Origin of the sequence: Bacillus sp. CFBP9009, from assembly GCF_036541465.1 — a bacterium.
Taxonomy (GTDB): Bacteria; Bacillota; Bacilli; order Bacillales; family DSM-1321; genus Peribacillus.
In genome coordinates this window covers 61966-88321 of the sequence record NZ_JAZHFU010000003.1, presented here as the reverse complement: position 1 = coordinate 88321, position 26356 = coordinate 61966, and the positions used below count along the sequence as shown (strand labels likewise).

The 26356-nt window shown below is 41.2% G+C and carries 26 protein-coding genes; 10 read left to right on the top strand and 16 right to left on the bottom strand.

Annotated elements, in window-relative coordinates; genetic code table 11:
- Nucleotides 1-21 precede the first annotated feature (21 nt).
- From V3595_RS09720 to iadA, 3 genes are all read right to left on the bottom strand, one after another.
- Nucleotides 22-1005: an alpha-ketoacid dehydrogenase subunit beta gene (locus V3595_RS09720; protein WP_485906922.1), complete on the bottom strand. Its 984-nt coding sequence runs from the start codon at nt 1003-1005 to the stop codon at nt 22-24.
- Nucleotides 1005-2117, bottom strand: a complete 1113-nt coding sequence (pdhA, locus tag V3595_RS09715) for a pyruvate dehydrogenase (acetyl-transferring) E1 component subunit alpha (RefSeq protein WP_485906920.1) — start codon at nt 2115-2117, stop codon at nt 1005-1007. The genes V3595_RS09720 and pdhA overlap by 1 nt, the downstream gene beginning before the upstream one ends.
- A gap of 471 nt (nt 2118-2588) precedes the next feature.
- Nucleotides 2589-3764: a beta-aspartyl-peptidase gene (gene iadA / locus V3595_RS09710; RefSeq protein ID WP_485906918.1), complete on the bottom strand. Its 1176-nt coding sequence runs from the start codon at nt 3762-3764 to the stop codon at nt 2589-2591.
- Between the two features lie 193 nt (nt 3765-3957).
- Between iadA and V3595_RS09705 the strand changes: the two genes are divergently transcribed.
- The gene (locus V3595_RS09705) at nt 3958-4266 is read left to right on the top strand and encodes a hypothetical protein (RefSeq protein WP_241590726.1); all 309 of its coding nucleotides are present in this window, start codon (nt 3958-3960) and stop codon (nt 4264-4266) included.
- A 408-nt stretch (nt 4267-4674) separates the two neighbouring features.
- On the opposite strand, the gene V3595_RS09700 is transcribed toward V3595_RS09705, so the two are convergent.
- The gene (locus tag V3595_RS09700; protein ID WP_485906916.1) at nt 4675-6708 is read right to left on the bottom strand and encodes a transglycosylase domain-containing protein; all 2034 of its coding nucleotides are present in this window, start codon (nt 6706-6708) and stop codon (nt 4675-4677) included.
- A 292-nt stretch (nt 6709-7000) separates the two neighbouring features.
- Here V3595_RS09700 and V3595_RS09695 point away from each other — a divergent pair, with 292 nt between their 5' ends.
- Nucleotides 7001-7525, top strand: a complete 525-nt coding sequence (locus V3595_RS09695) for a universal stress protein (RefSeq protein ID WP_485906914.1) — start codon at nt 7001-7003, stop codon at nt 7523-7525.
- Between the two features lie 84 nt (nt 7526-7609).
- On the opposite strand, the gene V3595_RS09690 is transcribed toward V3595_RS09695, so the two are convergent.
- Nucleotides 7610-7792, bottom strand: coding sequence for a hypothetical protein (locus V3595_RS09690; protein ID WP_485906912.1), 183 nt, complete (start codon nt 7790-7792; stop codon nt 7610-7612).
- Between the two features lie 143 nt (nt 7793-7935).
- Here V3595_RS09690 and V3595_RS09685 point away from each other — a divergent pair, with 143 nt between their 5' ends.
- The 3 genes from V3595_RS09685 to V3595_RS09675 all read left to right on the top strand — a co-directional run bounded on the left by V3595_RS09685 (nt 7936) and on the right by V3595_RS09675 (nt 11771).
- The gene (locus V3595_RS09685; RefSeq protein WP_137019418.1) at nt 7936-8823 is read left to right on the top strand and encodes a cation diffusion facilitator family transporter; all 888 of its coding nucleotides are present in this window, start codon (nt 7936-7938) and stop codon (nt 8821-8823) included.
- Between the two features lie 232 nt (nt 8824-9055).
- Nucleotides 9056-10165 carry a histidine kinase N-terminal domain-containing protein gene (locus V3595_RS09680; RefSeq protein WP_485906910.1) on the top strand — a complete coding sequence of 370 codons (1110 nt, stop codon included), beginning with the start codon at nt 9056-9058 and terminating at the stop codon, nt 10163-10165.
- A gap of 274 nt (nt 10166-10439) precedes the next feature.
- Nucleotides 10440-11771 (top strand): hemolysin family protein, encoded by a 1332-nt coding sequence (locus tag V3595_RS09675; protein WP_137019416.1) that lies wholly within the window; start codon nt 10440-10442, stop codon nt 11769-11771.
- Between the two features lie 54 nt (nt 11772-11825).
- On the opposite strand, the gene uptA is transcribed toward V3595_RS09675, so the two are convergent.
- From uptA to V3595_RS09655, 4 genes are all read right to left on the bottom strand, one after another.
- Nucleotides 11826-12455: an undecaprenyl phosphate transporter UptA gene (gene uptA, locus V3595_RS09670; protein WP_485907576.1), complete on the bottom strand. Its 630-nt coding sequence runs from the start codon at nt 12453-12455 to the stop codon at nt 11826-11828.
- Nucleotides 12456-12617: 162 nt separating this feature from the next.
- Entirely contained in the window at nt 12618-12782 is a 165-nt protein-coding gene (locus V3595_RS09665) for a hypothetical protein (protein WP_157831095.1), read from the bottom strand.
- 91 nt (nt 12783-12873) lie between these two features.
- Nucleotides 12874-13587: a FixH family protein gene (locus V3595_RS09660; protein ID WP_485906908.1), complete on the bottom strand. Its 714-nt coding sequence runs from the start codon at nt 13585-13587 to the stop codon at nt 12874-12876.
- A gap of 94 nt (nt 13588-13681) precedes the next feature.
- Nucleotides 13682-14254 (bottom strand): YitT family protein, encoded by a 573-nt coding sequence (locus V3595_RS09655; RefSeq protein WP_048678063.1) that lies wholly within the window; start codon nt 14252-14254, stop codon nt 13682-13684.
- 615 nt (nt 14255-14869) lie between these two features.
- Between V3595_RS09655 and V3595_RS09650 the strand changes: the two genes are divergently transcribed.
- The gene (locus V3595_RS09650) at nt 14870-16222 is read left to right on the top strand and encodes a hemolysin family protein (RefSeq protein ID WP_485906906.1); all 1353 of its coding nucleotides are present in this window, start codon (nt 14870-14872) and stop codon (nt 16220-16222) included.
- Between the two features lie 345 nt (nt 16223-16567).
- Here V3595_RS09650 and ytvI read toward each other — a convergent pair whose 3' ends face one another.
- Nucleotides 16568-17611 (bottom strand): sporulation integral membrane protein YtvI, encoded by a 1044-nt coding sequence (gene ytvI, locus V3595_RS09645; protein WP_485906904.1) that lies wholly within the window; start codon nt 17609-17611, stop codon nt 16568-16570.
- A gap of 128 nt (nt 17612-17739) precedes the next feature.
- Here ytvI and V3595_RS09640 point away from each other — a divergent pair, with 128 nt between their 5' ends.
- A complete protein-coding gene (locus V3595_RS09640; RefSeq protein WP_137019412.1) occupies nt 17740-17943 on the top strand; it encodes a hypothetical protein in 204 nt (67 codons plus the stop codon).
- A 402-nt stretch (nt 17944-18345) separates the two neighbouring features.
- A complete protein-coding gene (locus V3595_RS09635) occupies nt 18346-18765 on the top strand; it encodes a MarR family winged helix-turn-helix transcriptional regulator (protein ID WP_034314851.1) in 420 nt (139 codons plus the stop codon).
- Nucleotides 18766-18825: 60 nt separating this feature from the next.
- Here V3595_RS09635 and pdxR read toward each other — a convergent pair whose 3' ends face one another.
- Nucleotides 18826-20217: a MocR-like pyridoxine biosynthesis transcription factor PdxR gene (pdxR, locus tag V3595_RS09630; RefSeq protein WP_485906903.1), complete on the bottom strand. Its 1392-nt coding sequence runs from the start codon at nt 20215-20217 to the stop codon at nt 18826-18828.
- A 103-nt stretch (nt 20218-20320) separates the two neighbouring features.
- On the opposite strand from pdxR, the gene V3595_RS09625 reads away from it, so the two are divergent.
- Nucleotides 20321-20899, top strand: a complete 579-nt coding sequence (locus V3595_RS09625; RefSeq protein ID WP_485906901.1) for a GNAT family N-acetyltransferase — start codon at nt 20321-20323, stop codon at nt 20897-20899.
- 47 nt (nt 20900-20946) lie between these two features.
- Here the strand turns inward: V3595_RS09625 and V3595_RS09620 are convergent, their stop codons facing one another.
- The 3 genes from V3595_RS09620 to V3595_RS09610 form a co-directional block, all read right to left on the bottom strand.
- The gene (locus V3595_RS09620) at nt 20947-21090 is read right to left on the bottom strand and encodes a hypothetical protein (protein WP_161922753.1); all 144 of its coding nucleotides are present in this window, start codon (nt 21088-21090) and stop codon (nt 20947-20949) included.
- A gap of 74 nt (nt 21091-21164) precedes the next feature.
- Nucleotides 21165-21620: a GNAT family N-acetyltransferase gene (locus V3595_RS09615; protein WP_485907575.1), complete on the bottom strand. Its 456-nt coding sequence runs from the start codon at nt 21618-21620 to the stop codon at nt 21165-21167.
- Between the two features lie 17 nt (nt 21621-21637).
- Nucleotides 21638-22651 (bottom strand): nitronate monooxygenase, encoded by a 1014-nt coding sequence (locus V3595_RS09610; RefSeq protein ID WP_485907574.1) that lies wholly within the window; start codon nt 22649-22651, stop codon nt 21638-21640.
- 144 nt (nt 22652-22795) lie between these two features.
- Between V3595_RS09610 and trhO the strand changes: the two genes are divergently transcribed.
- The gene (gene trhO / locus V3595_RS09605; protein WP_485906900.1) at nt 22796-23761 is read left to right on the top strand and encodes an oxygen-dependent tRNA uridine(34) hydroxylase TrhO; all 966 of its coding nucleotides are present in this window, start codon (nt 22796-22798) and stop codon (nt 23759-23761) included.
- A gap of 310 nt (nt 23762-24071) precedes the next feature.
- On the opposite strand, the gene V3595_RS09600 is transcribed toward trhO, so the two are convergent.
- A complete protein-coding gene (locus V3595_RS09600; RefSeq protein WP_485906898.1) occupies nt 24072-24704 on the bottom strand; it encodes a superoxide dismutase family protein in 633 nt (210 codons plus the stop codon).
- A gap of 169 nt (nt 24705-24873) precedes the next feature.
- On the bottom strand, nt 24874-26181 hold the full coding sequence (locus V3595_RS09595) for a CitMHS family transporter (RefSeq protein WP_048678050.1): 1308 nt from the start codon (nt 26179-26181) through the stop codon (nt 24874-24876).
- Nucleotides 26182-26356: the final 175 nt, after the last annotated feature.

Below are 26356 nucleotides of genomic sequence, written 5' to 3'. Positions count from 1 at the left end.
CTCCTTCTCCCTTAATCACAATTAAAAAGATATCGTTTCGACTATTCCTTGTTTTACACGGTCAACGGTCGGTAAATAATGATCTTCTATTGTAAATGGCGGAACCGGAACATCAAATCCTGTTACACGCTTAATCGGCGCTTTCAGGTAAATAAGAGCTTCATCATTAATGATGGAGATGATCTCCGCACCTAATCCGGCAGTCTTATGGGCTTCATGGACGATTAATGCACGACCTGTCTTTTTAATGGATTGCACGATCGTATCCCTATCCAGAGGGTATAATGTTCGTAGATCGACCACTTCACACTTCCAACCTTTTTCCGCTTCAATCTTTTTCGCGGCATTCAATGCCTCCCTTAGCATGGCCCCCCATGCAAAAATGGTCAGGTCGCTTCCCTCCTGGACCACTTTTGCTTTACCGATGGGTATTCGGTACATTTCGTCGGGAACTTCTTCCTTAAAGGCCCGATACAATTTAGTCGGTTCCAAAAAAATCACCGGATCTGGATCTTCGAGCGCTGAAATGAGCAGCCCTTTTGCGTCATATGGATTACTGGGTGCAACCACCTTTAAACCCGGAGTATGGGCAAAGAAGGTTTCGACACTTTCGGAATGAAGTTCAGGACCCCTGATTCCGGCACCATATGGAGTACGGATTACGAGGGGCACCCCAAATTGCCCACGAGTACGATATCTCATACGGGCAGCATGGGAAACGAGTTGCTCGAATCCCGGATAAATAAAGGCGAGAAACTGGATCTCCACTATGGGCAGCATTCCGTTAAGGGCTAAACCAATGGCAGAGCCGATGATTCCGGATTCAGCTAGTGGCGTATCGACAACTCGATCTTTTCCATACTTCTCATAAAGCCCTTCCGTCGATCGAAAAACCCCGCCATTCACTCCAATATCCTCACCCAAGATCATCACGCGATCATCATGACCCAGCATTTGGTCCAGCGCTTCCGTAATAGCCTGGAGCATCGTTAAATTTTTGCCCATTATTTCTTCCCGCCTTTCCTTAAGATTTGGTTCAATTCCTGCTTCTGTTCCTTTAAATGCCATGACTCCTTTGCATATACATGGTTAAACATTTCGAGCGGGTCGGATTTTGGATACCCTTCGGCTCTTTGAAGGTGGGCATCGATCAGTTCGTTGAATTGTTTTAACACCAATTCCTCCTGCCCTTCATTCCAGTGACCCTCTTTATTCAAATACTTTCTAAGACGTGTTATGGGATCGCGGTTTTCCCTCCAGAACGTTGAAATTTCGTCCTGATCGCGATATATGTTCGGATTGTCTGCAGTAGTATGGGCGCCATAGCGAAAGGTAATGGCTTCGATCAATGTAGGCCCTTCCCCTTTAAGCGCTCTTTCGACAGCCTCCTTTACAGTCAGCCATACTGCGAAAATATCATTTCCATCCACCCGCACCCCATGGATGTCATAAGCAGCAGCCCGCTGGGATATCGTTTTGGATGCCGATTGCTTTTCAAAAGGCACACTGATTGCGTAGCCATTATTTTGGCAGAAAAAGATTGTCGGGGTTTTATAAACGCCAGCAAAATTCAGTGCCTCATGAAAGTCCCCTTCAGAAGTGGCTCCATCACCAAAATAAGCAATGCTAATATTCTTTTCGCCTTTAAGTTTACTTGCCCAAGCCGTGCCAACCGCATGAACCATTTGAGTGGCAATGGGAACACTTGGAGGCATAATCCTTTTTCCTTCTGGACAAATTGTGCCGTCAAAATGTGCCATCCAGTATAGGAAGACACGGTATAATTCCTGCCCATGAATGATTGCCGCTCCATGATCACGGTATGTGGGAAACATCCAATCCCCTGCCGACAACGCTAAAGCGCTTCCTACCTGTGATGCTTCCTGTCCTTCGAAAGGTGCATATGTTCCAATCCTGCCTTGGCGCTGGAGATTAATTGATTTTCGGTCAAATGTTCTGAGCAGGAGCATGCTCTCATACATCTTTAACATAAGTGATTTATCGATTTTTCCATCAATCGTTTCAATGATTTCCCCTTCAGGAGTCAATACACGAAACATTTCCGGCTCAGTTCTGTCTGAATGCGCTTTCATTATTGGGTTTCCCGTCTTTTCCATTTCATTTCTCCCCTTAAGATAGATTTGATTCGCAAACTTACCAAGGTTTTGAACAGTCATGAAATAACAGCCCAAAATGTTTTATTGGTCTCTATGTCTGTGATTAAATGCTGTTTCATAAAATACATTTCCTTATATAAAAGGATAATACATCCAAGTTTTTAATAATATGTTAAATAGAATGAATTTTTCGTATATTACCTTTATTTAGAATATGTTTTCTGATACTTCACCTTCATTTTGAAAATGAGAACCTTAAATAGGGGGATTTCCATTTATCGCCTACAATTATTGATATGCTTGATCGATTCACGACCTCATCCAAAAAGTATCCAGCACAAAAAAAGACCCATTATATAATTATGGGTCTTTTTGCATTTCTAATTGATGGGGGTATTACACGCATCGGGAATATCTCATGCGATAAAAGCAATCCATTCACGGATACCCTACAAACAAAAATGGAGAGCTCTATTTTTCAAATGTTCCTTTCACGACTGCTTCACCATCCTTGACCATGATCTGCCCCATCGCGATAACACTATTTATTTCTAAAGTTTGTTTCTTCATTATGATGATATCGGCGTCCTTACCTGCCGCAAGCTGTCCCTTTGCAGAAAGTTTTAAAATGTTTGCCGGGTTGGCCGTCGCAACTCGTATGGCATCGGCAATTGTCACTCCATCCTCAAGGACCGCATCGACAACACAATCATATAAGGACATGCATGTACCAATGTTCAAACCCCGCAGGTTGCCGCTTCCATCGAAGTCAGGCAGGCTGGCTTGTCCATCTGAAGTTATGGTGATCTGCCCGATTTCAACGCCTTCTTCCAGTGCCCTTTTTATTGCTGTACTTGCTTTGACCTCCCCTTCTTCAAGGAACTTCTCGATCGTACTTGTCGTAAAATCGATATACCCCCCTTTTTTTGCATATTCCACCCCTGCATTGAATAAATGCGGATTTCGGTTTATATGTGTAGGATAGAACTGAGTTATCGGTATTTCCGTTGTCTCGACAACTTCCTCAATTACATGCAAATGATCAAGACTGTCCCCGACATGAATGTTGACGATACCGCTTTTCCCGGACAGCAGACCTCCATTACGCGCCTGAGAGGCCAGTTTAGCCAGCTCAGCTGCAGTCGGCTGCGAGGAACGGTGATCGGCAATGGCTATCTCGCCAACACCGATAATTTTATCCACAAGAATCAAATCATCTTCGATCTTACCGGTTAACGTCTTGACTGGAACTTGATAGGAACTAGTCTGAACGAAGCAGCTAATTCCTTCTTCTTCAAGCGCCCTCGCTTTAGCAAGCAGTGCAGGCATCGTCCTTGTCGTTCCATCTGTTCCGATGACCCCTACCAATGTCGTTATACCCGCTAAAGTGGCATCTGTTAATTGGATTTCAGGAGTCCTCGTTTTAAAGCCCCCTTCCCCGCCTCCGCCGATAATATGTACGTGACCATCTATAAAACCCGGAGCCACGATTTGGCCACTCGCATCAATCACCTCCAATTCAACGAAATTGGCAGGTACCTCAATCTTGTCCTCGATGAAGCCAATTTGCTTTCCAACCAAGAGGATATCTTTTTGGCCCATATATTCGGGACCATATAGCTCCCCATTTTTAATAAGTGTGAGCATTCTCCTTCTCCCTTCAAAAATAGAAATTTTCAAATAGGTTTCAAAATCTTTCACTCGGGTAAATATACAACATGACCCGCTAACAATTACATAAAAAAGACCAAACATACTTGTTCATTTTTTTAAAGTTGTAGCCGAATTGACATCTTGATTATGCTTTTCCAAAAGTATAAAAACAAAAGGAGCAAACGACATGAATAAAGTGATTTCTTCTGACATTAAAACAAATAAAAGATTATCCATGCGACAAATCATGAACCTATATCAAGTTACAAAAGAATTTAAAGGGAATATATATTTTATCTGCAACCATAAATTGGTCGATGCCAAGAAACTTTCGACTTTCGTATCCTTTGTGCTCATTCTTCAAGAGTGTGCAACAATGAAAGTCATCCTTGAAGGCGAGAATGTACATGCCATGCTAGAAAAAGTACAGGCTATTTGTAAAGAAAATGATGAAAGTGCATTCGCTTTCCAATCGAACCAAACCGTTAATATTTAAATGATTCCGACTACGTTATGAAGAAGGTGTATAGAAATGAGAACCATTTTAATGGTGATAGGCGCAATCGTCGTGATTGGCATAATAGCAAATCTAATTTTTTAAAATAAATGAAAAACTGTAGCCAAACGCGAGTTTGCCTGCAGTTTTTTTCTTTTACCTTTTTTGGCGGTTTACAAATTTATTCGCCCCTTCACCGCTCTTTATTCGGCCGTTCACGGATTTATTCGACCTTACCCGCTCTTTATTCGGCCTTACCTCATTATTCAGACTCCGGAGCATTTATTTTAAGGTCCACGTATTAAATCCGCTCCCTTTCGCCGACAAACTGAGACTGTCAAATGATTGACAGTCTCAGTTTGTTAATTTTATTTAATGAGCGTGTGCCATGCTTCCCTTACCTGAGAATCACCACGGAACCTCCCAGTCCCTCCATTTATTCAAACCTTCCCTAATCTCATTTCCTTTATCAATCCAATATTGTCTCCTTTTCTCCTCTTCTTCCTTTGCCTGTTGCTCAGCTATAAGAGCCTGCTGTTCAGCTATTAGCGGTCCGATATCCTGAGCTTTAAAAGATTGAGCCGCTTGATTCTGTAAAGCTTGCGCCATTATTTTTTGGAAGATGAGTGCACTTCCCTGACTGCTGTGTGTCGTTAGATAATGATTTTTGTCCGTCTTATCATATCCAGCCCATACAGCACCGACCAGCGAAGGTGAATAACCGATGAACCATTGATCTTTAACCCCTGATATTCCTTCGATGGGTACTTGTGTGGAACCCGTTTTACCTGCTATTTCATAACCGGAAACTGCCGCGTTTTTCGCTGTGCCATATTCCACTGTTCCAAGTAGCATGGCATTCATTTTATCGACGGCTCCTACAGAGGTCACTTTGGTGCTCTTCTCTTTCCAGGCGGCAACTTCTTTTCCATCGGCATTTTCTATTCTTACAATGGCATGGGTTTCCATCCGTTCACCTTTGTTTGCGAAAGCTGAAAAGGCTCCTGCCATCTGCAGCGGGGACACACCTTTTTCCATCCCTCCTAAAGCGATCGACAGGTTTCGATCATCCTTGTCATATGGAATCCCAAACCGCTTAAGTGAATCAAGCCCCTTATCGATGCCAATCTCATTCAATAGCCAAACCGTTGGTACATTCAAGGAATTCATCACCGCTTCATACATGGGGACTTCTCCTTTATATTCACCACTCAGGTTTGTTGGCTCATATTCACCAAAGCTCATTTTTTCATCCTTTAAAGGGTCAGTGATATCATATCCCTCTTCAACAGCTGGCGTGTAAACGACAAGCGGTTTAATGGATGAACCAGGAGACCTTGTCAGCTGGGTTGCCCGATTATATCCCATGAATTGATGTTCACCTCTCCCGCCGACAAGTGCTTTTATGCCGCCGGTTTCAGGATCAAGGAGGACAGACCCGCTTTGAACCAGTTCTTCTGTACTCGTTCCAACTGGAAAATTAGCTGCATTCTCATACACGGTTTCTGTAGCCTGCTGCATGGATTGGTCCAGAGTCGTGTAAATTTTATAGCCCTTTGAAAGCAGCTCCTCAAGCTTAATTCCATATTTACTCGATGCTTCCGATAAAACATGATCGACATAATAAGGATACTTACCTCTTAATGGATCGGTTTCCTTCTCCCCCATAAGAAGTGTCACCGCATCTTTTTTTGCAGCTGCTTCTTCATCTTTCGTCAAATAACCATGTTCCGCCATTCTCGAAAGAACCAAATCACGCCGCTTCACTGCCCCGTCTAAATTCTTGTATGGATCAAGTTTGGAAGGCAAGTTAATGACTCCCGCCAGCAATGCTCCCTCGGCAACGGTCAATTCAGAGACCTCTTTGGAAAAATAAATATTTGCTGCCTTTTTGATTCCCCATGCTCCATGGCCAAAATAAACTTGATTCAAATACATTTCCAGGATTTCATCTTTTGTATATTGATTTTCAACTTCCTGGGCGAGAAAAAACTCTTCTATCTTCCTCTTCAGTGTTCGATCCGATTCCAGCATCGTGATTTTCACAAGCTGCTGGGTAAGCGTGCTCCCGCCTTCAACAACACTTCCAGCCTTCGCATTTTTAACCAAAGCCCGCATAATCCCTTGATAATCTATGCCGTGATGTTCATAAAAACGGTGATCCTCAATGGAAACCACCGCTTGTTTCATATGTTCCGGTATTTCATCTATCGCAACACCTTCGGATTTATTTGCCGTGATCGTACTGGCAAGATTCCCATCCAGATCATAGATTCCTGTCGGTTGCTGAAGCTTATTTTCAAGATGACTTATATCAGCACCCTGCTTGAAATACAATAGTGAACCGGCGCCTAAAACCACTATCGCCAATATTATAATTAGACCTAATTTCACTAACCCTCTCATTTGTACCCCCATTTTCCCATCTGCGACATGTTTCATTAAAAATATTTTACCCTTTTTATTAAAGAAAACTCGTCGATTGAATAAAAGGCCGAAGCTAGGCGCCCTTTTCTTGTAGTACTATACTCGGATATCGGCACCCTTGATGATATTTCTTCATCGTCTGAGCATGACAACTAACTGAAGGACCAGATTTCATCCTACCATTTTAACTATGCTCGTATCTATCCTTTCCCCATAAATGGCAGTCTATATACAGATTAAAGGCGTGAAGCCATTTAAAAGTGGGTATAACACCTTTAAGGTCTTAAAAAGGGGAGAGATGATATTAATGAGGGACTTAAAACATATTGTCGTCGCTTTTGATGGAAATGAAGAGAGTAAACGGGCCGTCGAATATGGAGCAACATTGAAAAAGGCCTTTCCAAAAGCCGAGTTGACCGTAGTTCATGTCCTAAATGATAAGGTTGAACAGCGTATCATGGGAGACGCCTCTGCTCCAGGGTTCGTACCTGCTGCCGGATTTTATGTAGATCCAGTCCAGACACATCCTGTTTTTGAAGTTGATCAGCCACGAAATCAAAAGGTAAATGACACCCCTTCCGCCGTCGAGAATAGTATTCAGAACGCAGAAAGTAATACGTTGAGATTGTTAAGTGAATGTCAAGTCAAGGGAAAATTCGAACTATTGGAGGGATATGCGCCAGATTGCGTATGTGACTTTGCAGCAAGAACTTCAGCTGATCTTATCGTTGTCGGCAATAGCGCTAAAAGCGGTTTGGAAAAGTTCTTCCTTGGCAGTACAAGTAGTTCCATTGCGAAAAACGCACCCTGTTCGGTATTCATTGCAAAATGAAAATTGAGCCGGTTCACACTAGTTGAAAAAGGCCGGATTCTTTTAGAATCCGGCCTTTTTGTTGGATTTTTCAGTAATACATTGTCAACCAGTATTGCTTGTATCCAAAACCACATCCCTGCACCAGTTCGAACTGTTCACTCTCAGCCTTTTTGGCTCCCCTTTGGAAGTATTTAATTTTCGATCATCGGTTAGAATATTACAATTAAAGAAAATGCACATGTCATCAAAAGTTGCCATTCCCATTTTATGGCGATAATCTTTCATTTATCCAACTTCTTTACAGACCTTCAATACACCTGCTATTAACCAAGTTAGATGGCTAAATACGACAATTTTTCTATAGACTCACTAAGGTTTGATTTGGTATCTTTATTAAGCCTAATTTACATTGGGGAGGGAATGTGGACATGGATAAACATTCGATTTCAGCAGAAAAAGGCGCTTACATAAGCATCGCCGCTTACATATTCTTGTCTGCTCTTAAATTGTCATTTGGTTATTTCGGAGATTCTAAAGGGCTTTGGGCTGATGGTTTAAATAATACAACCGACATCATCGCTTCCATAGCCGTATTGATCGGTTTAAAAATTTCAAAGAGACCTCCTGATGATAATCATTCATATGGTCATTTACGGGCGGAAACCGTAGCCTCGTTGGTAGCTGCCTTCATCATGATCACTGTGGGCCTCCAGGTTGTATTCAGTGCCATTGAATCCTTCTTTCACCAAGATTCAACAACCGTTCCCAGTATGCTGACCGGTTATGTCGCTCTATTTTCTGCAATCTTCATGTACGGAATCTACCGTTATAACTTATCTCTAAGTAAAAAGATCAACAGCTCTTCCATCTATGCCGTAGCACAGGATAATCGATCCGATGCCCTTGTCAGTGTTGGTGCTTTCATTGGAATCATCGGCACCAAGATGGGAATCCCTTGGCTGGATGCGATAGCTGCAGCAGTTGTGGGGGTCATCATCTGCAAAACAGCCTGGGATATCTTTCGTGATGCCTCCATCTCTTTAACTGATGGTTTCGACGAGCAGCTCCTGCAAAAGATCGGACAAACCATTATATTGACAGAAGGTGTTAAAGAAATGAGTGAAATCAAAGCCCGGATGCACGGAAGTGAAATCCTGCTCGAAACTACCGTTCATGTTAACCCTCTTTTGACCGTCATTCAAGGTCATGATATCACGGTTAAAATCGAAGAGAATCTTTTGAAAGAATATAATATCCAGCATGTGATCGTTCACATCGAACCATATGCATTTCATAAAAAAGGTAACCGTCATTAACTTTACGGATACCTTTTTTTGTTATTAATTCCTGTAATTACCGTAATAAAACTGTGTCAAAAAAAGGTATTTATTGATTGATTGCCGAATATTTATCCAATTGACACATGTTAAAAGAACAGTAATCTGTTATCATGAAAACAACATGTAATTTTTTTGATATTTTGTAATTTTATTCTAATAAAGCACTTTCTCAAAAGTAAATTCATTTTCCTACAGTATGGAGGGCAAAATGGTATCTAATCGAGAAATGACCATTCACTTTTTATCTTCTCAAAAAACCAGCATCATTTCCAAATGGAAAGATGAGTTGCTGCATTTACCTGACGGATATCTGGGGTATTTTAAAGGAGAAGTGGAAAATATTTTTAATCTGCTAATGGATCAGCTTGGAAAATCGGATACTGAAATAGGCGATGTACTGAAGGTCGTAGGGGAAAAAATTGCGTCTGATCGAGTTAATAAGCAATTGGATATGGAAAATTTCTTTTCCACTGCAACCATCGGGAGATCCATCATCATTGAGCACGTATTGAATTCCGAAGCATCCAAAGAAGAAATATCGGATCTAATTAAGCAAATAAACGTTTACTTCGATAAACTCATTCATTTTGCATTATCCCATTATACCGAATTGAAAACGATGGAACTTGAAGAACGCTATCAATTCATAAGCCCAAACCATAAAGACCGTTTGACGCTACTTGGCCAAATGACCTCAAGCTTTGTCCATGAATTCAGAAATCCACTGACTTCCATCATGGGATTCATACAATTGTTACAGGCAGAACAGCCTGAGATAAAATACCTTGATATCATTTCAAAGGAATTGGATCAGCTCAATTACCGGATCACACAATTCCTTAATATTTCCAAAAAGGAAACTTCAGCATCACCACCTGATCTATTTTCCATTGCTCAGCTTGTGAATGAGGTAATCGAATTTTTATATCCGAGCATCTTGGAAGTAAATGCTTCCATTACATGTAATATTGCCGAGGATGCCGTAATTTCCGGTTCTAAAGAAGAATTCCGTCAAGTTTTACTTAATATTATTTTAAATGCTCTTGATGTGGTTGCAGGGATGCCTTCCCCATCCATTTACATTTCAGGCTCTGAATCACCACCCGGCATTCTTACTTTAAATATTTCGAACAACGGGCCGAAGATACCTGACGACGTTTTGCCGAATATTTTTGAACCATTCATCACCACCAAAAAAAGGGGAACGGGATTAGGATTATTTGTCTGTAAAGAAATCGTATTAAAGCATCAAGGAACCTTAACCTGCCACTCTACCGATTTCCTAACGACCTTTTCCATACAATTGAAAACTAAATAATGGATAAATAACCTTTTTTACTTAGGTTTTTAGTGTGAAATTTTTGACTGATTGACGTCCAGTTACTTATACTAATAGGTAGGTTCCACTACTAATCGAGGTGAATGATCCTATAGATTGAAAATATAAACCAGCATAATTTTCATACAAGATACACAAGACTTATTTTTCATCTAACATTTTATACACTAAATATCATTTCATTCATTATTGGTTTTGGGAGGTGACTGGGATAATTAAATCGTTTTGGCGATTCAATTAAGTCCCACACTAATTGGACATATTAAGTTTTTTATTCGTCATTATTTTAATCGCTTTAACGGCCTTTTTTGTAGCTTCTGAATTTTCGATCATAAGGGTTCGCAGCTCCAGGATCGATCAATTGATTGAAGAGGGAAATAAAAAAGCCATTGCGGCTAAGAAGGTTACATCCGATCTTGATGAGTACCTATCCGCGACACAGCTTGGTATTACCGTTACTGCCCTTGGATTGGGGTGGCTAGGACAACCGACCGTCCTCAAATTGGTTGGCCCATTATTCAATGCCTTGAATATCCCTCAAGAAGTCACAAGCATTCTGACATTCGTCATTTCATTTTCCCTGATTACGTTCCTGAATGTGGTTGTAGGTGAATTGGCTCCAAAGACGGTTGCCATCCAAAAGGCTGAGCAAGTGGCCTTGGCAATTGCCAGCCCGCTGATATTTTTCCATAAGATAGCCTTTCCCTTCATCTGGGCCTTGAATCATTCTTCCCGATTAGTTGTCGGCTTATTTGGCTTCAAGCCAGCATCCGAAAGCGAAATAGCCCATACGGAAGAAGAATTGCGATTCATCCTATCAGATAGCTATAAAAGCGGAGAGATTAACCAGTCGGAATTTAAATATGTAAACAACATCTTTGAATTCGATGATCGTGTTGCCAAAGAAATCATGGTTCCAAGGACGGAAATCATGACCATATCCAAAGATGATACGGTACAGGAATTCGTCGATGTCGCCAAATTGGAAAAATACACTCGATATCCTGTTGTCGAAGGTGATAAAGACCATGTCATCGGCTTAGTGAATTTAAAGGAAGTTTTCTCGGATCTTATTAAGAATCGGGAAATCCATATCAAAGCGATAGAAAATTACGCTCGTCCGATCATTCGGGTAATGGAAAATATACCGATTCACGATTTGCTGTTAAAAATGCAAAAAGAACGCATTCATATGGCTATTTTGATGGATGAATACGGCGGAACTTCCGGACTTGTCACAGTCGAGGATATCCTCGAGGAAATCGTTGGCGAAATTCGTGATGAATTCGATATCGATGAAGTTGCCTCGATCAGGAAAATTAAAGATGGACATTATATATTAGATTCTAAACTTCTTGTAAAGGAAGTGAATGATTTACTTGGCATTCACTTAGAAGAAGATGATGTCGATACGATAGGCGGATGGGTCCTTACTGAAAATTATGATGTGAAGGTAGGGGACATCATGGAAAAAGACGGCTTCTGCTTTAAAGTGATTGAAATGGAAGATCACGCCATTCGTTCTATCGAGGTGACAAAAAAGGTCGTACAGCTTCCTCTGGAAGAAGACCTTACCCAAGGATAATGATTAAAAACAGCCACGTAAAAGGTGATTTTACGTGGCTGTTTTTTCGATTGTTCATTTATCGGGAAACCGTCCCATTTTTTTGACCGTTACGATTGGAGGTGTACTCTTTTTTTTCCATAAAATATACAGCATGATAATGATAAAGGAAAAACCAACAGCCGGTATTAGATAAGGTTCCGTTATTTCCCGGATTTGCTGCCAATTCTCACCGAGGATCCTTCCTAAGGTCAGGAAAAAGATGGTCCAAGGTATGACAGCCGCAACCGTATAAAATATAAACTTCCATACGGACATCCTCGCAATTCCGGCAGGGATGGAAATGGCATGGCGAACCACTGGAATGAATCGAGCCGTAAAAATCACGCCTACACCATACCTTTGAAACCACTCTTCAGCATGTACAATATGATTTTCTTTAATTAAAATATATTTTCCATACTTCAAGAGAAAGGGCCGTCCTCCATAATAACCAGCCCAATAGAGAAATAGCTGTGCCATCGTTCCGCCTGCCACTCCTGCAAGAACAGCTCCCCAAAAATTCATTTTCCCCAGGCCGACCACATAACCACCGTATCCGAGAACAAGCTCACTCGGGATGATTTCAACCATCAGCCCCAATAAAATCCCCATATACCCCATTTCCGCAAACCAATTCAATATCGTCATAATAAGCTGTGATATCATGCTATCGGACTCCCCTTACCGCTAATTTCAAATTGTTTGTCCTTCTATCCTATTTCAGCTCATGAGGTTCTATTCGATTTTTCATATCCAGCTTCACAATGCATCACATTTGGAATGCACAAAAAAAGACCAGCTGATATGTACTCCGGTCTCATTGCATCAATATTCTTTTAGCTCCCGTTTTTGGGAAAATTGAGAAAAAACAGCTGTGGTGAGTAAGGATGAATCATTTTGTGAAACATTAGTGAAAATCTCCTGGCGTGATTTCGTTTTTTCAATATGAATCCCGAGATTTTTATACTTGTTGATTTTTTGATTATTCATGCTTACCCTCCCTTTCTGCTGTACCGTTATCCTTTAACTTCCCATTTAACGAAGAGATGAAACCTGTTTAAACGATTCATCCAAAAAACAATCAATTGACTTGAATCGTTTGCAGTTGGTGTTCGTGCACTTCGTCTTTTTCAACATGTACCTGCACCTTATAGGTTCCCGATTCTTCGAAAGATACCTTATTTAGATATGTTCCATTTCCATCTTCTTCAGCTTTGGTGAAATGACTCTCTTCGCTGCCTTCCTTCCAGACCTCGAAATTTACATCTGCATTTGTCAGTGGTTTCCCATTCAATTCAACGGTCGCTTCAAAGTTCGAACTGTTTCCTGCCTTTACAGGGTTACTTTGAAACTCGATGGATACATCCGTACTAGGATGAACCGATGCACCTTCACTTTCATGTTCAGGAACGACAACTTCTTTTTCAGGCATTACATGAAGGCCTTTGGCCGTTACATGGGAGACTACAATATATTTGCCTTGTTCTTCAAAAGTATGCATCACTTGATACATGCCACTTCCAGTATTCTTCGCTTCAAGCATTTCCCGTTTATCCTGTCCGGACTTTCTCACTTCAAACAGTACCTCATCAGCTTCATTCACCAATTGGCTTCCCTGTTTCACTGTCGTTTCAAGAATGACTTCTTTTCCAGGCTCCACTTTCCCTTTAATGACAATTGATGCATCCATCGATTCTGGAACAGCACTGTTCACTTCTTTATCCTCTGGCATTTCAGCCTCTTGACACCCAGCCAGCATAACTAACAATGCAGTACACATATAGAGTTTTTTCATATGAACGTCCCTTTACTATTTATTAGACTAAAAATCTGTCCTTTTCATATTGCCCATCCTTTCCATTTTTCAGATTTTCATACATAATTCAACACTAAATGGTTCGCATCACGGTGACTGAAGTCAGCATGGCTACCGCGATGATCGTTAAAAATGAATATAAAAAGATTGAAGTCCCCACAACGCTCAATCCGCAAAGCAATACGCATCCATCAATGAAAAAAATGAGCAGCCCTACATTGAGTCCACTTTTCCTGGAAAGGATCTGTGCCAGCATATCCGTTCCGCCTGTAGAGGTCCCATACCGAAGCATCAAGCCGATTCCAAGCCCAATCAACCCTCCCCCGATTATCGCACTTACATAAATGGGAAGATTCCATCCTGTGACAGCGTCGGAAAAAATGTCGATGCATAAAGAGGAAAAAAGCAAGCCATGCAAGCTGTTCAAAAATAATTTTTTTTCAAAATACCAAGCATATATATATAATGGAATGCTGCTCAAAATCACACCCAGTCCAGTCGGAAGTCCTATATAGTAATGAAAAATCAGCCCAATCCCTATCATGCCACCATCCAATAAATGATAAGGTATCAGAAAAAAATTGATTCCCACTCCTACTAGCATGCTGCCGGCAATGATCGCTGCCATCCTTTCCATGATTTTCATGGCTGCCACCCCCTTTAACCTTCATTTAAAACTTGTCTTGTTTTCTATAGAATATGTTTGTACCACCCAAAAAATAATGAAACTGATCAATTTTTTATGAAACGGCCCTTAGTTTTCTGAATATTCTATAATATGTTACAATAAAGTAGAGAAAACAGTCAAAAACAGCTAATTATTAGCTCAAACTGATCCTTTACAAGCAATTTACCGGATTTAAGGTGCCGTAAGCTGTTTGACTGAATGATTAACTCTTTCTATAATGAAAGTATTTAAATTAATTAGATTGAGGTGATTTGATGGGGCATTAAAGAATGTTCGTTTTGACGGACGGAAGCTGCTTTGCGTAACGGATATGTGCATCCTTTTGGAAAATGGCTGCACTCCTTCAGACAGAATTTCTTCTATTTCCCGTCTACGCATCGCTAATCGGCATATACTATTATTCTCTTCTTCACTAAAAGAAATGGGAGTTCAAGCGGCTGCACATCTATTACCACAGCCATTTTGAAGTAATCCCAAAAATATTCAGCACGGCAAAAAAAATATACTTGTATATTTTAAAAATGTAGGAGGTGTACTCCTTATTCGTCTCGAAGGCGAGTTAAGGGAGACTATTTGGACATAATAAACTTGGTTCTTATTGCCATTTTAATTGCTTTAACAGCATTTTTTGTAGCTACGGAGTTTGCGATTGTTAAAGTGAGAAGCTCGAGGGTCGATCAATTAATTGAAGAAGGAACGAGGAATGCTATTTCAGCAAAGAAGGTCATCTCCAACCTGGATGAATACCTCTCAACTTGTCAGCTCGGAATTACCGTTACAGCTCTAGGGCTTGGATTCCTTGGGGAACCGACAGTTGAAAACATTTTGCGACCACTTTTAAATCAATTAAATCTTCCGGAGTCGGCTTCACATGTACTCTCAGTTGCAATTGCCTTTTCTTTCATTACGTTCATACATGTCGTTGTTGGAGAATTGGCACCGAAAACATTGGCGATTCAAAAAGCGGAGCAAGTAACATTATTGGTTTCGAAACCTTTAATTGCCTTTAACAAAGTCATGTATCCTTTCATTTGGGTACTGAATGGCTCTGCAAGGTCGCTTACAAGAATGCTAGGATTAAAAGCAGTTTCCGAACATGATTTGGCTCATACAGAAGAAGAGCTGCGCATCATTGTTTCCGAAAGCTACAAAAGTGGCGAAATTAACCAATCAGAGTTTAAATATGTGAATAAAATTTTTGAATTCGATGATCGGATTGCAAAAGAAATCATGGTTCCACGTACAGAAATTGCAACGGTATCCAAGGATGATACGATCCAGCAGTTTTTTACCGTTATGGCGGAAGAGAACTTTACACGATATCCTGTCATTGACGGTGATAAGGATCATGTTATCGGAATGGTCAATATCAAAGAGCTATTCACTGAAATGATAGACAAGAACAATCAGGCAGCGTCAACGATCGACCGATATGTTCGTCCGATCATCCGTGTCATTGACAGTATCCCCATTCACGATTTACTTTTAAAAATGCAAAAGGAACGGATTCACATGGCTATCCTCATGGACGAATACGGCGGTACGTCAGGGTTGGTGACCGTTGAAGATATCCTTGAAGAAATCGTTGGCGATATCCGCGATGAGTTCGACCTGGATGAAGTGCCGGATGTCCGTAAATTAAAAGAAGATCACTACATCATCGATGCCAAGGTATTAGTCAGTGAAATGAATGACTTACTTGGATTGGATATCAATGATGAAGATATTGATACGATGGGCGGATGGATCCTTACCGAGAATTACGAGGCCAAACAAGGTGATATCCTGACTTACGGTCCTTATAACTTTAGGATAAAGGAAATGGAAGATCACCATATTCGTTATATTGAAATATATAAACAAGTAAAAGTCGTAAGCGAAGTAAAAGAATTCCCGATCATATCACAAACCGAAATCGTTTCATGATAATAACCCCCGTTCCTAAAAGACAATAGGATCGGGGGTTATTTTTTTCAACTGGTACATGAAATAAAATAAATACATATTATATAAAACCTGCTGCTTTTAACATTGAATGATTACATGAAGTATAGTTCTACCTTAAATGTTTCATACTGTTAAAAAAGCGATACTTTTTGAAGGAGTGAGGAATCATGAAACTCATAACCATTTGCCAGCACTGCAAAGGGAAAGGGAAAACCCGTTATCTGCAATTCTTTTCCCGGGACTGCAATCATTGCAACGGTCAAGGTAAAGCGGTAAAAGATATGTCAAATTTAAGAAATCAGGCAAAAAACATCTAATAATCTTTTATATTTTGAAATTGGTTTTGATGACATTTGCCCTCTTTAACGTATCATAAACAATCAGTATCGAAGGTCCAAGGAAAAGCCCAATGAAGCCAAGCATCTTAAACCCTAAGTAAAGACTGATCAACGATGCCAATGGGCTCAACCCCATATTTGCTGAATAGATTTTTGGTTCGATTGTCCTTCTTATGATGGTAATGGCCAGGAAAAGGATGATGAGGCCAATACCTAGATGATGGTTTCCTTGAGCCCAAACGATTACTGCCCAAGGAACCAGCACAGATCCCGTCCCCAAGATAGGAAGAATGTCCACAACTACTATTAAGAGTGCCAATGGAATTGTATACTTCACATCTAACAACCATAGTCCTCCATAAGCCATGATGAACGTTATTAAACTCAACGTGATTTGTGCCTTGATGAAGCCTACGGCTGCCATACTTAAATCTTGATAAACTAGCGAAATCTTTTGATAGGTGGATGTCTTCATATAAAGGACTGCCTTTTTTCTTAACTTTGGCAATTCAAGACTAAATAAGAATAAAGCGATTAAGTAAATTAAAAAGTCAATGAAAAATCCCGGAATGAGTGTAACGAATTGAACCATATCCTGAACAAAGCCCTCTGTGAACCCTTCCAGAGCCATGACTCCCTTTTCCATCGTTTGTTCTATTGATTGAATGAGATTTGGCGGTAAAGTTTGGGAATACCTTTCCCATTGCCTAATGACTGGCAATATAGCCGTCAAATACACTTCACGTATGAAACCGGGAAATTCTTCCGAATAGACAATGACCTTCTTGATTAATACCGAAAAGGAAAAATAAGTGATGCTCATAAGCCCGCCTACATATAAAACAAATGAAATCAATACTGCCCAAAAACGATGCAGCTTTGCCGTATCACCAATCATGCGGACCAATCCATCCAAAAGAATGGCGGTGAGCAACGCTAAAATCAAAGCCCATGAATAGGGAATGACGATTACTATGACTAAAAGGAGAATCCCCCTCCAAAACCAGCGAAAAAAGACGGCGACATTCACTGAACAAACCCTCCTTGCACTTTCCTGTTCTCCTTATATTTATGAAATGGGATCACATATATTTCGCTTATACGTTTTATTTTCTCAATAAGGGGAAAAAGAGATACAAAGAGATGGAGGGATTGACATTGGATAATAAAGATAAAGAAAAGTATCTTGAGGAGCGTAATGATAAATCCAAGGCCTTCAAGAAAAATCAGGAAAAACAGCTGGAACGTGATCAAGTGGTCATGCCCATTGATGATTTACCAATTGATGAAATTAAATATGAACAACAAGAAGAACGAAATAAAAAAGAAACAAAACACCGCTCCACCAGCGAGAAGTTTTAAACAAAAACCAGCCACTTTAAAGGCTGGTTTTTGTTTGCAGGATAGACTGCATTCAGCTTTCAAGGTAAGTTTTTAACAATTCTCGCCGAGGTCGGACCGCCCTCGGAAAGCGAGTGCCATAAAAACTGTAGGCAAACTCGAATTCTCAAATTTTCTATAGTCTGAAATATCTCCCATCATATATTAGGGTTCTTCTTGTGATTGTGCTTATGCTTCCCCGTTGTTTTTTGATGATTTGGGAAGACTGAGCTTTCCCTCAATTCATTCATATTTGCCAGTATTTTCCCCTTCCCCGCATTGCTTCCAAAATTAAACATTGACTGAAATAAATGATTCTTTACAATAGACTTTTAAGAATTAAAGAATATAATGGACTGGTCGACCATTATAAAGGAGAATCATATGACGAACCCTACTCAATTATTTCATCAATATTTACAAGTATCGAGATCATTAGTAAGCAAAATGAATGAACAAATTACAGCACTTGAAATTTACCATAATCAGTGGACAATCCTGAATTACTTAAAGAACTGTGGCTATTCCACAATCCCCGATATTTGCAGTTACTTGGATGTAGATAGTGTTATCATCACACGTTCGGTCAACAGTATGGAACAGAATAATATGATTAAACAAGTTCCTGGAAAAGATGAACAGGAAAAACGAATCGAACTGACCCCCCGGGGCAAAGAGGTACATACAAAATGTCTTAAGATTGCCGAAAAAATCGAAGGGAAAGCCCTGGAAGGCATTACTGAAGAAGAACAGGAAGTATTTTTCCAGACGGTCCTTAAAATCCTCAATAATATAAGAAACTAAAATGGGTATCTTATATCATTGTTGAATGGAAGCAAGGCCTTTCCTTACTTTCGCACCAAGCTATAGCCATGCCTTTTTTAAAAGCCGGATTCCTGCTTCGATTTCTCTTTCGGTTAAACCACCGTACCCAATCAAAATAGTCGGATCTTTCACATTCTTTGAATGATAAACCGATGTTGGGTGGACTTTAACCCCCACACTGGCAGCCTTCTGGATGAGCTCTGCCTCACTGCTGCCGTTTTCTACTTTTAAAAGAACGTGCAAGCCTGACTTTTCACCGATTACGGCTACACGATCATGGAAGCTCTCTTCAATGGCATTCAGCAGCACCTTATTCTTTTTACGATAAATCGTTCGCATTTTATTCAGATGGCGTTCCCAATGTCCATTTTTCATAAAAAGACAGAGCGTTTCCTGAACCAGTCTGGAAACGGTCTGTTTGTGTCCTATTAACTTCTGCTGATAGCGACTAGCCAACTCCATGGGTAACACCATAAATCCCACCCTGATTGATGGGATGAGCGACTTTGAAAACGTGCCTAGGTAGATGACCCTTCCATTGGTGTCCAACCCCTGCAAGGACGGAATCGGTTTACCAGCATGTCGGAATTCCCCGTCATAATCATCTTCAATAATATAACCCTTTTTTTCCACTGCCCAATTGAGCAATTCCACCCGTCTAGTTATCGGCATGATCATACCGGAAGGAAATTGATGGGAAGGAGTGACATAGGCAACATTCGCTGCACTCTCTTTCAAGGAGTCCACACTCATTCCACTTTCATCCAAGGGTATGTATGCCATATCCGCTCCCTCCAGCCTCAGTACCTCCCTTACCCGATGAAAGCCAGGGTCTTCCAACCCAAATACCCGTTCATTTCCAAGAAGTAACCGCAGCAGATGGATGAAATACTGGGTACCTGCCCCAATGATGATTTGATCAGCCCCGCAGCGAACTCCTCTCGATTGAAATAGATAGGATGAAATCTCAGCCCTGAGCCCCCATTCCCCTTGAGGATCACCGCTCATGAACATTTCCCTTTCCTGAAGATACAAAGTATTGTTCAAGCATTTTTTCCACACGGCATGCGGGAAAGAATCCACGTCCACCCGGCCATGATTGTAATCTATCTCATTTCTTTCATTCGGAGGACACATCATCCCTTCTGTTACAGGCAACGGCTCATTCAAAGCTGAGATCGGTTCTAAATCGGCTACGTAATAACCTTTCCTTAATTGACTTTCCACATATCCTTCTGCCATCAACTGCTGATAAGCCGTATCCACTGTATTCAGGCCTATCCCTAAATGCAAGGCCAGTTTTCGTTTAGAAGGCAGTTTCATTCCGGACTTTATTTGCCCATTCTGGATTTCCTTCATAAAGTATTTATACAATTGGACATATAAAGCTTCTTTATTCGTTTTATCTAAGGTTAGAGTGATTTCAAACATTTGGTCCTCCTTCAAACTGGTTCCATAAATTATATCAGCATTGGTCCTTATTGCAGAACCAGAATATTTTTATAATGAAGATATCAATCAAGAGGAGGAAACTATGGAGCATATCGAATTATACGGGAAACACGTGATACTCACCCCGATGATGGAACATCATATCGAACCGCTTTACGCCGCTTCCCTGCCATCTGAAATATGGGAATGGAGTGCAACAAAAATTTTGTCATATGAAGAGGCGATCTCCTATGTAAAGGAAGGCATTCGAGCAAGGGAACAGGAACTTCATCATCCATTTGTCGTTATCGATCGGACTGATGATTCGATAGTCGGCAGCACGAGCTTAAGAAATATTCAATTTCATAATCAATCCCTGGAAATCGGCGCGACTTGGTATCACCCCGACAAATGGCGAACAGCCATTAACACAGAATGTAAGTACCTGCTATTGCAGCATGCTTTTGAAAAGTGGCAAATGAAACGGGTTGAATTCAGGACTGACGAATGCAACAAAAGATCGCGTGCAGCAATAACCAGGCTCGGCGCCCTTGAAGAAGGCATTTTGAGGATGGAGAAAAAACTGCAAGATGGGAGGATCAGGAACACGGTGGTCTATAGTATTCTCGAGCATGAATGGCCCAGTGTGAAAAGGAATTTGGAAGCCTTTTTGGAAAGGTGAAAATGAGAAAAAGAGTGCCGTTGTTTTTGCACTCTTTTCTCTTGCTGCTATTTTTCATGTGAGTCTTTACGAATTTTCGATAAAGAATCCTTTTGCCTTTTCGTTGATCGAATGAATATGAAAACGCCAATCGCAAATAAAAACGGCATTAGTAAAGCAAAAAGAAGATAAATCATATCACCAAAGAACAAGTTCATTCCCCCTAAGCAATGCGACGCGCACTTCTGTCTGTATAGCTTTTCCGTCAAACTTGGATGATCATTGCTTAGTCTAAGCTTTGTGACAAGCGAATCATATCCTGGCACTGAATCCCATTTTCATAAATGGCCTCGGCATAGTTTCTATTAAAAAAATCCCGATCGACCCCAGTTATTCTAAAACCGCATTTTTGGTAAAGGGCAAGCTGCCCTATCCCCGAATTCCCCGTTCCGATTTCAATCATTTTATATCCCTTTTCCCTTGCATGGCCTTTGGCGTGTTCAATCAATTGCCTGCCGATTCCCCTTCCATGGTGCCGTTCATCCACTGCGATGTTCATTATCTCTATCAGTTCCGGGCCTTTTTGCAGTAAAACATAAACACCGATCATTCGCTTATCACTCTCGGCAACAAAGCACGTTCCGCTCCCCAAATATTCCTCGACCAGTTCCCTTGAAGGATCTGCCAAAAGCAATAAATGCATCGGGGGTGGCTCATCCTTGAATAATTCCCTTATCTCCATCAGCATCCAAACCCTTCTCAGTTTAATTCTTCTACAAGAAGTTCAACCAATTCCGATGCAGGAAGTTCCCTGCTCAACTTATATCCCTGTCCTGCCCACAAAGCCATCAATTCAGGATTGTTTTTTTGTCCAGCCTCTTTTCGCATTTGTTTTGTCATGTGATGGACATAAGGATAAGCGACTGGTGCAACGCTATCATATTCCGTTAAAAAGTGATTCACCAACCCGCGTGCCCTCCGGCCGCTGAAGGCTCGGGTAATAGAGGTCTGAGTAAATCGGGGATTTCCCAGCGCCGCCTTATGGACCGGACTTGCCCCGCTTTCGGGACAACGAAGGAAAGCGGTTCCCAATTGCGCCGCTGTTGCTCCCGCTTCGAGCACGGCCGCGATATCCTTTCCATGCATCAGTCCGCCCGCGGCAATGATCGGTAAGTCCAGTTCATCTTTTATCATCCGTATTAATACTAAAAGACCGTAATCATCTTCTGTGCGGTTATCAAAGCTGGCCCGGTGCCCCCCTGCTTCAAACCCCTGTACACACAGAACATCGGTGCCTGCTCCCGCCGCCTTTTTTGCTTCCTGAAGGTTGGTTACTGTCACGGCTATAAGGGAACCGACATCTTGGAGCTCCCTTATTACATCTTCTGTGGGACATCCAAACGTAAAACTGATGGCAGCGACCCCAGCCTCCTTCAATACAAGTAGTTTATTTCCCCAATCATCGTCATCACTATCGGCTTTTCCAATCTCAGCCCCAACGCTCTCGGCCTCTTTTTGGATCTTTTCACGATAGCCAGATAATATATTTTCATCCACCGCCTCGTTGCCTGGCACAAATACATTCACCCCAAAAGGGTGCTCAGTCAACTGACGGGTCTGCTCTATCTCGTCCTTCATCTCTTCCGCAGTCTTATAGCCAGCTGCGAGAAAGCCCAATCCTCCTGCATTGGATACTGAAGCCGCAAGCTTCGGAGTGGAAGCTCCTCCTGCCATCGGTGCCTGAATGATTGGATATCTCAATAACTCTTTCAACATTCCATACAACTCCTCTTGATTTTTCTTCATGCCCTTATCATTTTTACGTTTTCTTGGTATAATGATTATCTGTAAGAGAAAAGTGTCTAAATGATCACCCTTTATATCTTGCAAATATAAAACATAGGTGGTAAATAAAAAATGGAAACAAAACCATATAGAGTATTACTTTATTATTTGTATGTACCCATCGAGAATCACGAAGAATTCGCAGCCGAGCATCTTGCGGCATGTAAAGCCCTTGAATTGAAAGGCCGTATCTTGGTGGCTTCAGAAGGTATCAACGGAACAGTTTCAGGTACGATCGAACAAACCGACAAATATATGGACATGATGAAAAGCGATCCCCGCTTTGCCGATATCGTGTTTAAAATAGATGAAGCTGAAGGCCATGCTTTCAAAAAAATGCATGTTCGTCCACGCAATGAACTTGTAACGCTTCGCTTGGAAGATGACATCAACCCGAACCAGACGACAGGCAAATACTTGAACCCGAAGGAGTTCTTCGAGCAAATGCAAGATGAAAACACCATCGTCCTTGATGCCAGAAATGACTATGAATTTGATTTAGGACATTTCAGGGGTGCAATCAAGCCAGAAATCACGAATTTCCGTGAACTTCCCGAATGGGTCCGGGAAAATAAAGAAATGTTCGAAGGCAAAAAAATCCTAACGTATTGCACCGGCGGTATCCGCTGTGAGAAATTCTCCGGCTGGCTTGTCGAAGAAGGCTTTGAAGATGTAAGCCAGCTGCATGGCGGCATCGCAACATACGGGAAGGATCCCGAAGTCCAAGGTGAGCTATGGGATGGCCAAATGTATGTTTTCGATGAAAGGATTGCCGTACCTATCAATCAAAAGGAACATGTCATTGTCGGACGCGATATTTATTCCGGCGAACCTTGTGAACGCTATGTCAATTGTGCTAACCCTGAATGCAACAAGAAAATCCTTTGCAGCGAAGAGAACGAACACAAACATATGCGCAGCTGTACTCATGAATGCCGAGTGCATCCGCGTAATCGCTATGTAGTCGAGCATAACCTTTCTGAAGAAGAAGTGGCTGAGAGATTACAGCTAATCGAAGATTCCATTACGGCAAAATGATTTTAGCAAACCCGAATCAGCGGACATGATCCCTATTCGGGTTTTTTTATCGATTCAAACCAAATCTTATTTTCCTATATTAAACCTATGCCTTGGACTTCATTCCACTGCAAGAATTAATTATGATCTTTTTAATACCACTGCTTCTACTGCAATATTACTTACATTCTTACTTCTATATCACAATAGAAAAAACCTTCTTAAATCGTAAAAAGAATGGTTTCAGCTTTAAAGATTTTAGCTGTCAGCAGTCCTACCTTCAATGAAAAAGCGATTCCTCTTTAGAGGAATCGCTCTTACTTCATTAATGTTATTTTGCCTCTGCACTTACAACAATACCGCAAGCTTGCCTATCGCCTGCATCACCAGTTTTCAAAGTATCTGCATCCGGTCCTTTTTCTCCATTGGCTTCATAACGGTCAGGAATATTGGCAAAGTTGTCTGGATTCGCATGAACGATTACAGCCAGCTCTTCTTTCTTCAGTTGGTCTATTGTCATGTTATCCAATGTTGCCGTATATTTTGCTGTCCCATCTTCTTTTACATATAAAGGAGGCATATCACCTGCGTGCTTAGAATGCGTTTCATCAGTTGGATTGAAGTGTCCTCCCGCTGTAGTGAAAGGGCCATCCTTGGCATCCGCCTCACATGCTGCGTTTTCGTGAACATGGAATCCATGATAGCCTGGCTCAAGGCCTTCCAAAGCGGTCTCGATCACTACAGAATTCTCTTCAGCGGTAAAGTTCACCGTCCCAAGTGTTTTACCTTCTACATCTTTAACTTCCGCTTTCACCTGCGGATCAACCTCTGTATCTGTTCCTTGTCCCACTGTAGTCATGTCCTCGGCATTATTATCGGCCTGATTTGAATCATCCGCTGAATTACATCCATACAGTAAAAAGGCAGTACACATAGGCAGTATAAGTTTTTGTTTATAGTTCATGATAAATTCCCTCACTCTCTTATATGTATTTCCTCTTATTACTTTCCACTATTATGGAAGAATAAACAGAAAGCGGGATAAATAGGAAAATAGATTACACCAGTGAGAGTGAATACCTTACTAAATTCACAGACAAGGATTTTACAATATAGCTTAATGGGCTCACATTTTACAAAGTGATGACCCCGAAAGTAATGGCTGCAATCGTCATGATGATGGTTGTCCCAAACGCCCATTTAAACAGGAATTTTTGATGATCCCCAAAATCCACGCCTACAAGGCCAATCAATATGAATGTTGCAGGCACCAATGGCGATAAGGGGAACCCTGCGGTCGAATGACCTAATAAAGCCGCCCTTCCGATTTCTACAGGAGCAATACCGAAGTTCGATGCCGTTTCACTTATTATTGGCAGAATGCCAAAGTAATAGGCATCAGGTGAAAAAATGAACCCCATCGGAATGCTCGTCAGCGCTACCACCAGTGGTAAATGTGCCCCGAGCCACTCCGGAATGACAGTTACGATTGAAGCAGCCATCGAGTCCATCATCTTTGTTTCCGTGAATACACCCGTAAAAATCCCTGCTGCAAAAATGAGTGTACAAATCATCACGAAACTATTGGCATGACTTAAAATCCTTTCCTGCTGTTCTTTTGGGTTCGGAAAGTTAACGAATAGTGCAATCGCAAAAGCTGAGGCAAATAAGATTTGGATCGGCAGCACTTCCATCACCAGCAAAACCATCAGTAAAATCGTCAAGAACCAATTAAACCAAAAAAGCCTGGATGTGCCTTGAGGTGCCGTTTCAACAGCTGCAGCCTGTTCGCCCATACCAGGTTGCATGTTCGTCTCCAGGGAGCCGACTCCCAATCTCTCCCTTTCCTTTTTGCCAAGTACATATGCCGAAAAAAGCGTCCATAAAAGACCGCAAATCATGACCGGAATAAGAGGTATGAATAACTCCGATACTTCCACCTGAAGGCTCGCGGCCGCCCTGACCAAAGGACCTCCCCAAGGAATCATGTTCATGACGCCAGCGGCTAAACCAACGACACAGGCCAATACGAGCCTGTTCATCCCTAATTTGATATAAAGCGGCAGCATGGCCGAAACAGTGATCATGAATGTGGAAGAACCGTCTCCGTCCAAACCTACCAATATGGTTATAATGGCGGTTGCCATGACAACCTTTAGCGGATCTCCTTTTACAAAACTCAGTATTTTAGCGATCATGGGCTCGAATAAACCAACGTCAATCATTAAACCAAAATACAGAATGGCAAAAACGATCATGACTGCTGTCGGTGTCACCTTTAAAATACCCGCAACCATCATATCTCCCATTTCCGAGGCAAACCCGCCAATCAGACCAAAAGCTATCGCCGTGAAGATAAAAGCGACAACCACTGATAAACGTTTAGTGATGACCAAGACCAGAAACGTTAAAATCATACAAAACCCTAAAATCGTCAACATGTTTAAAACTCCTTTAATTGGAAAAATGAATACCTTTTGTTTATTTAATTTTTCTGAAAAATCAGTATTTTCATATTATACCATTTGCCCATTCATTAAAAAACCAGTTAAACAAATTCGTTTAATAAATTAGTTAATTTCTGTATACTATTATTTAGGAACCCGAAGTTTTTTT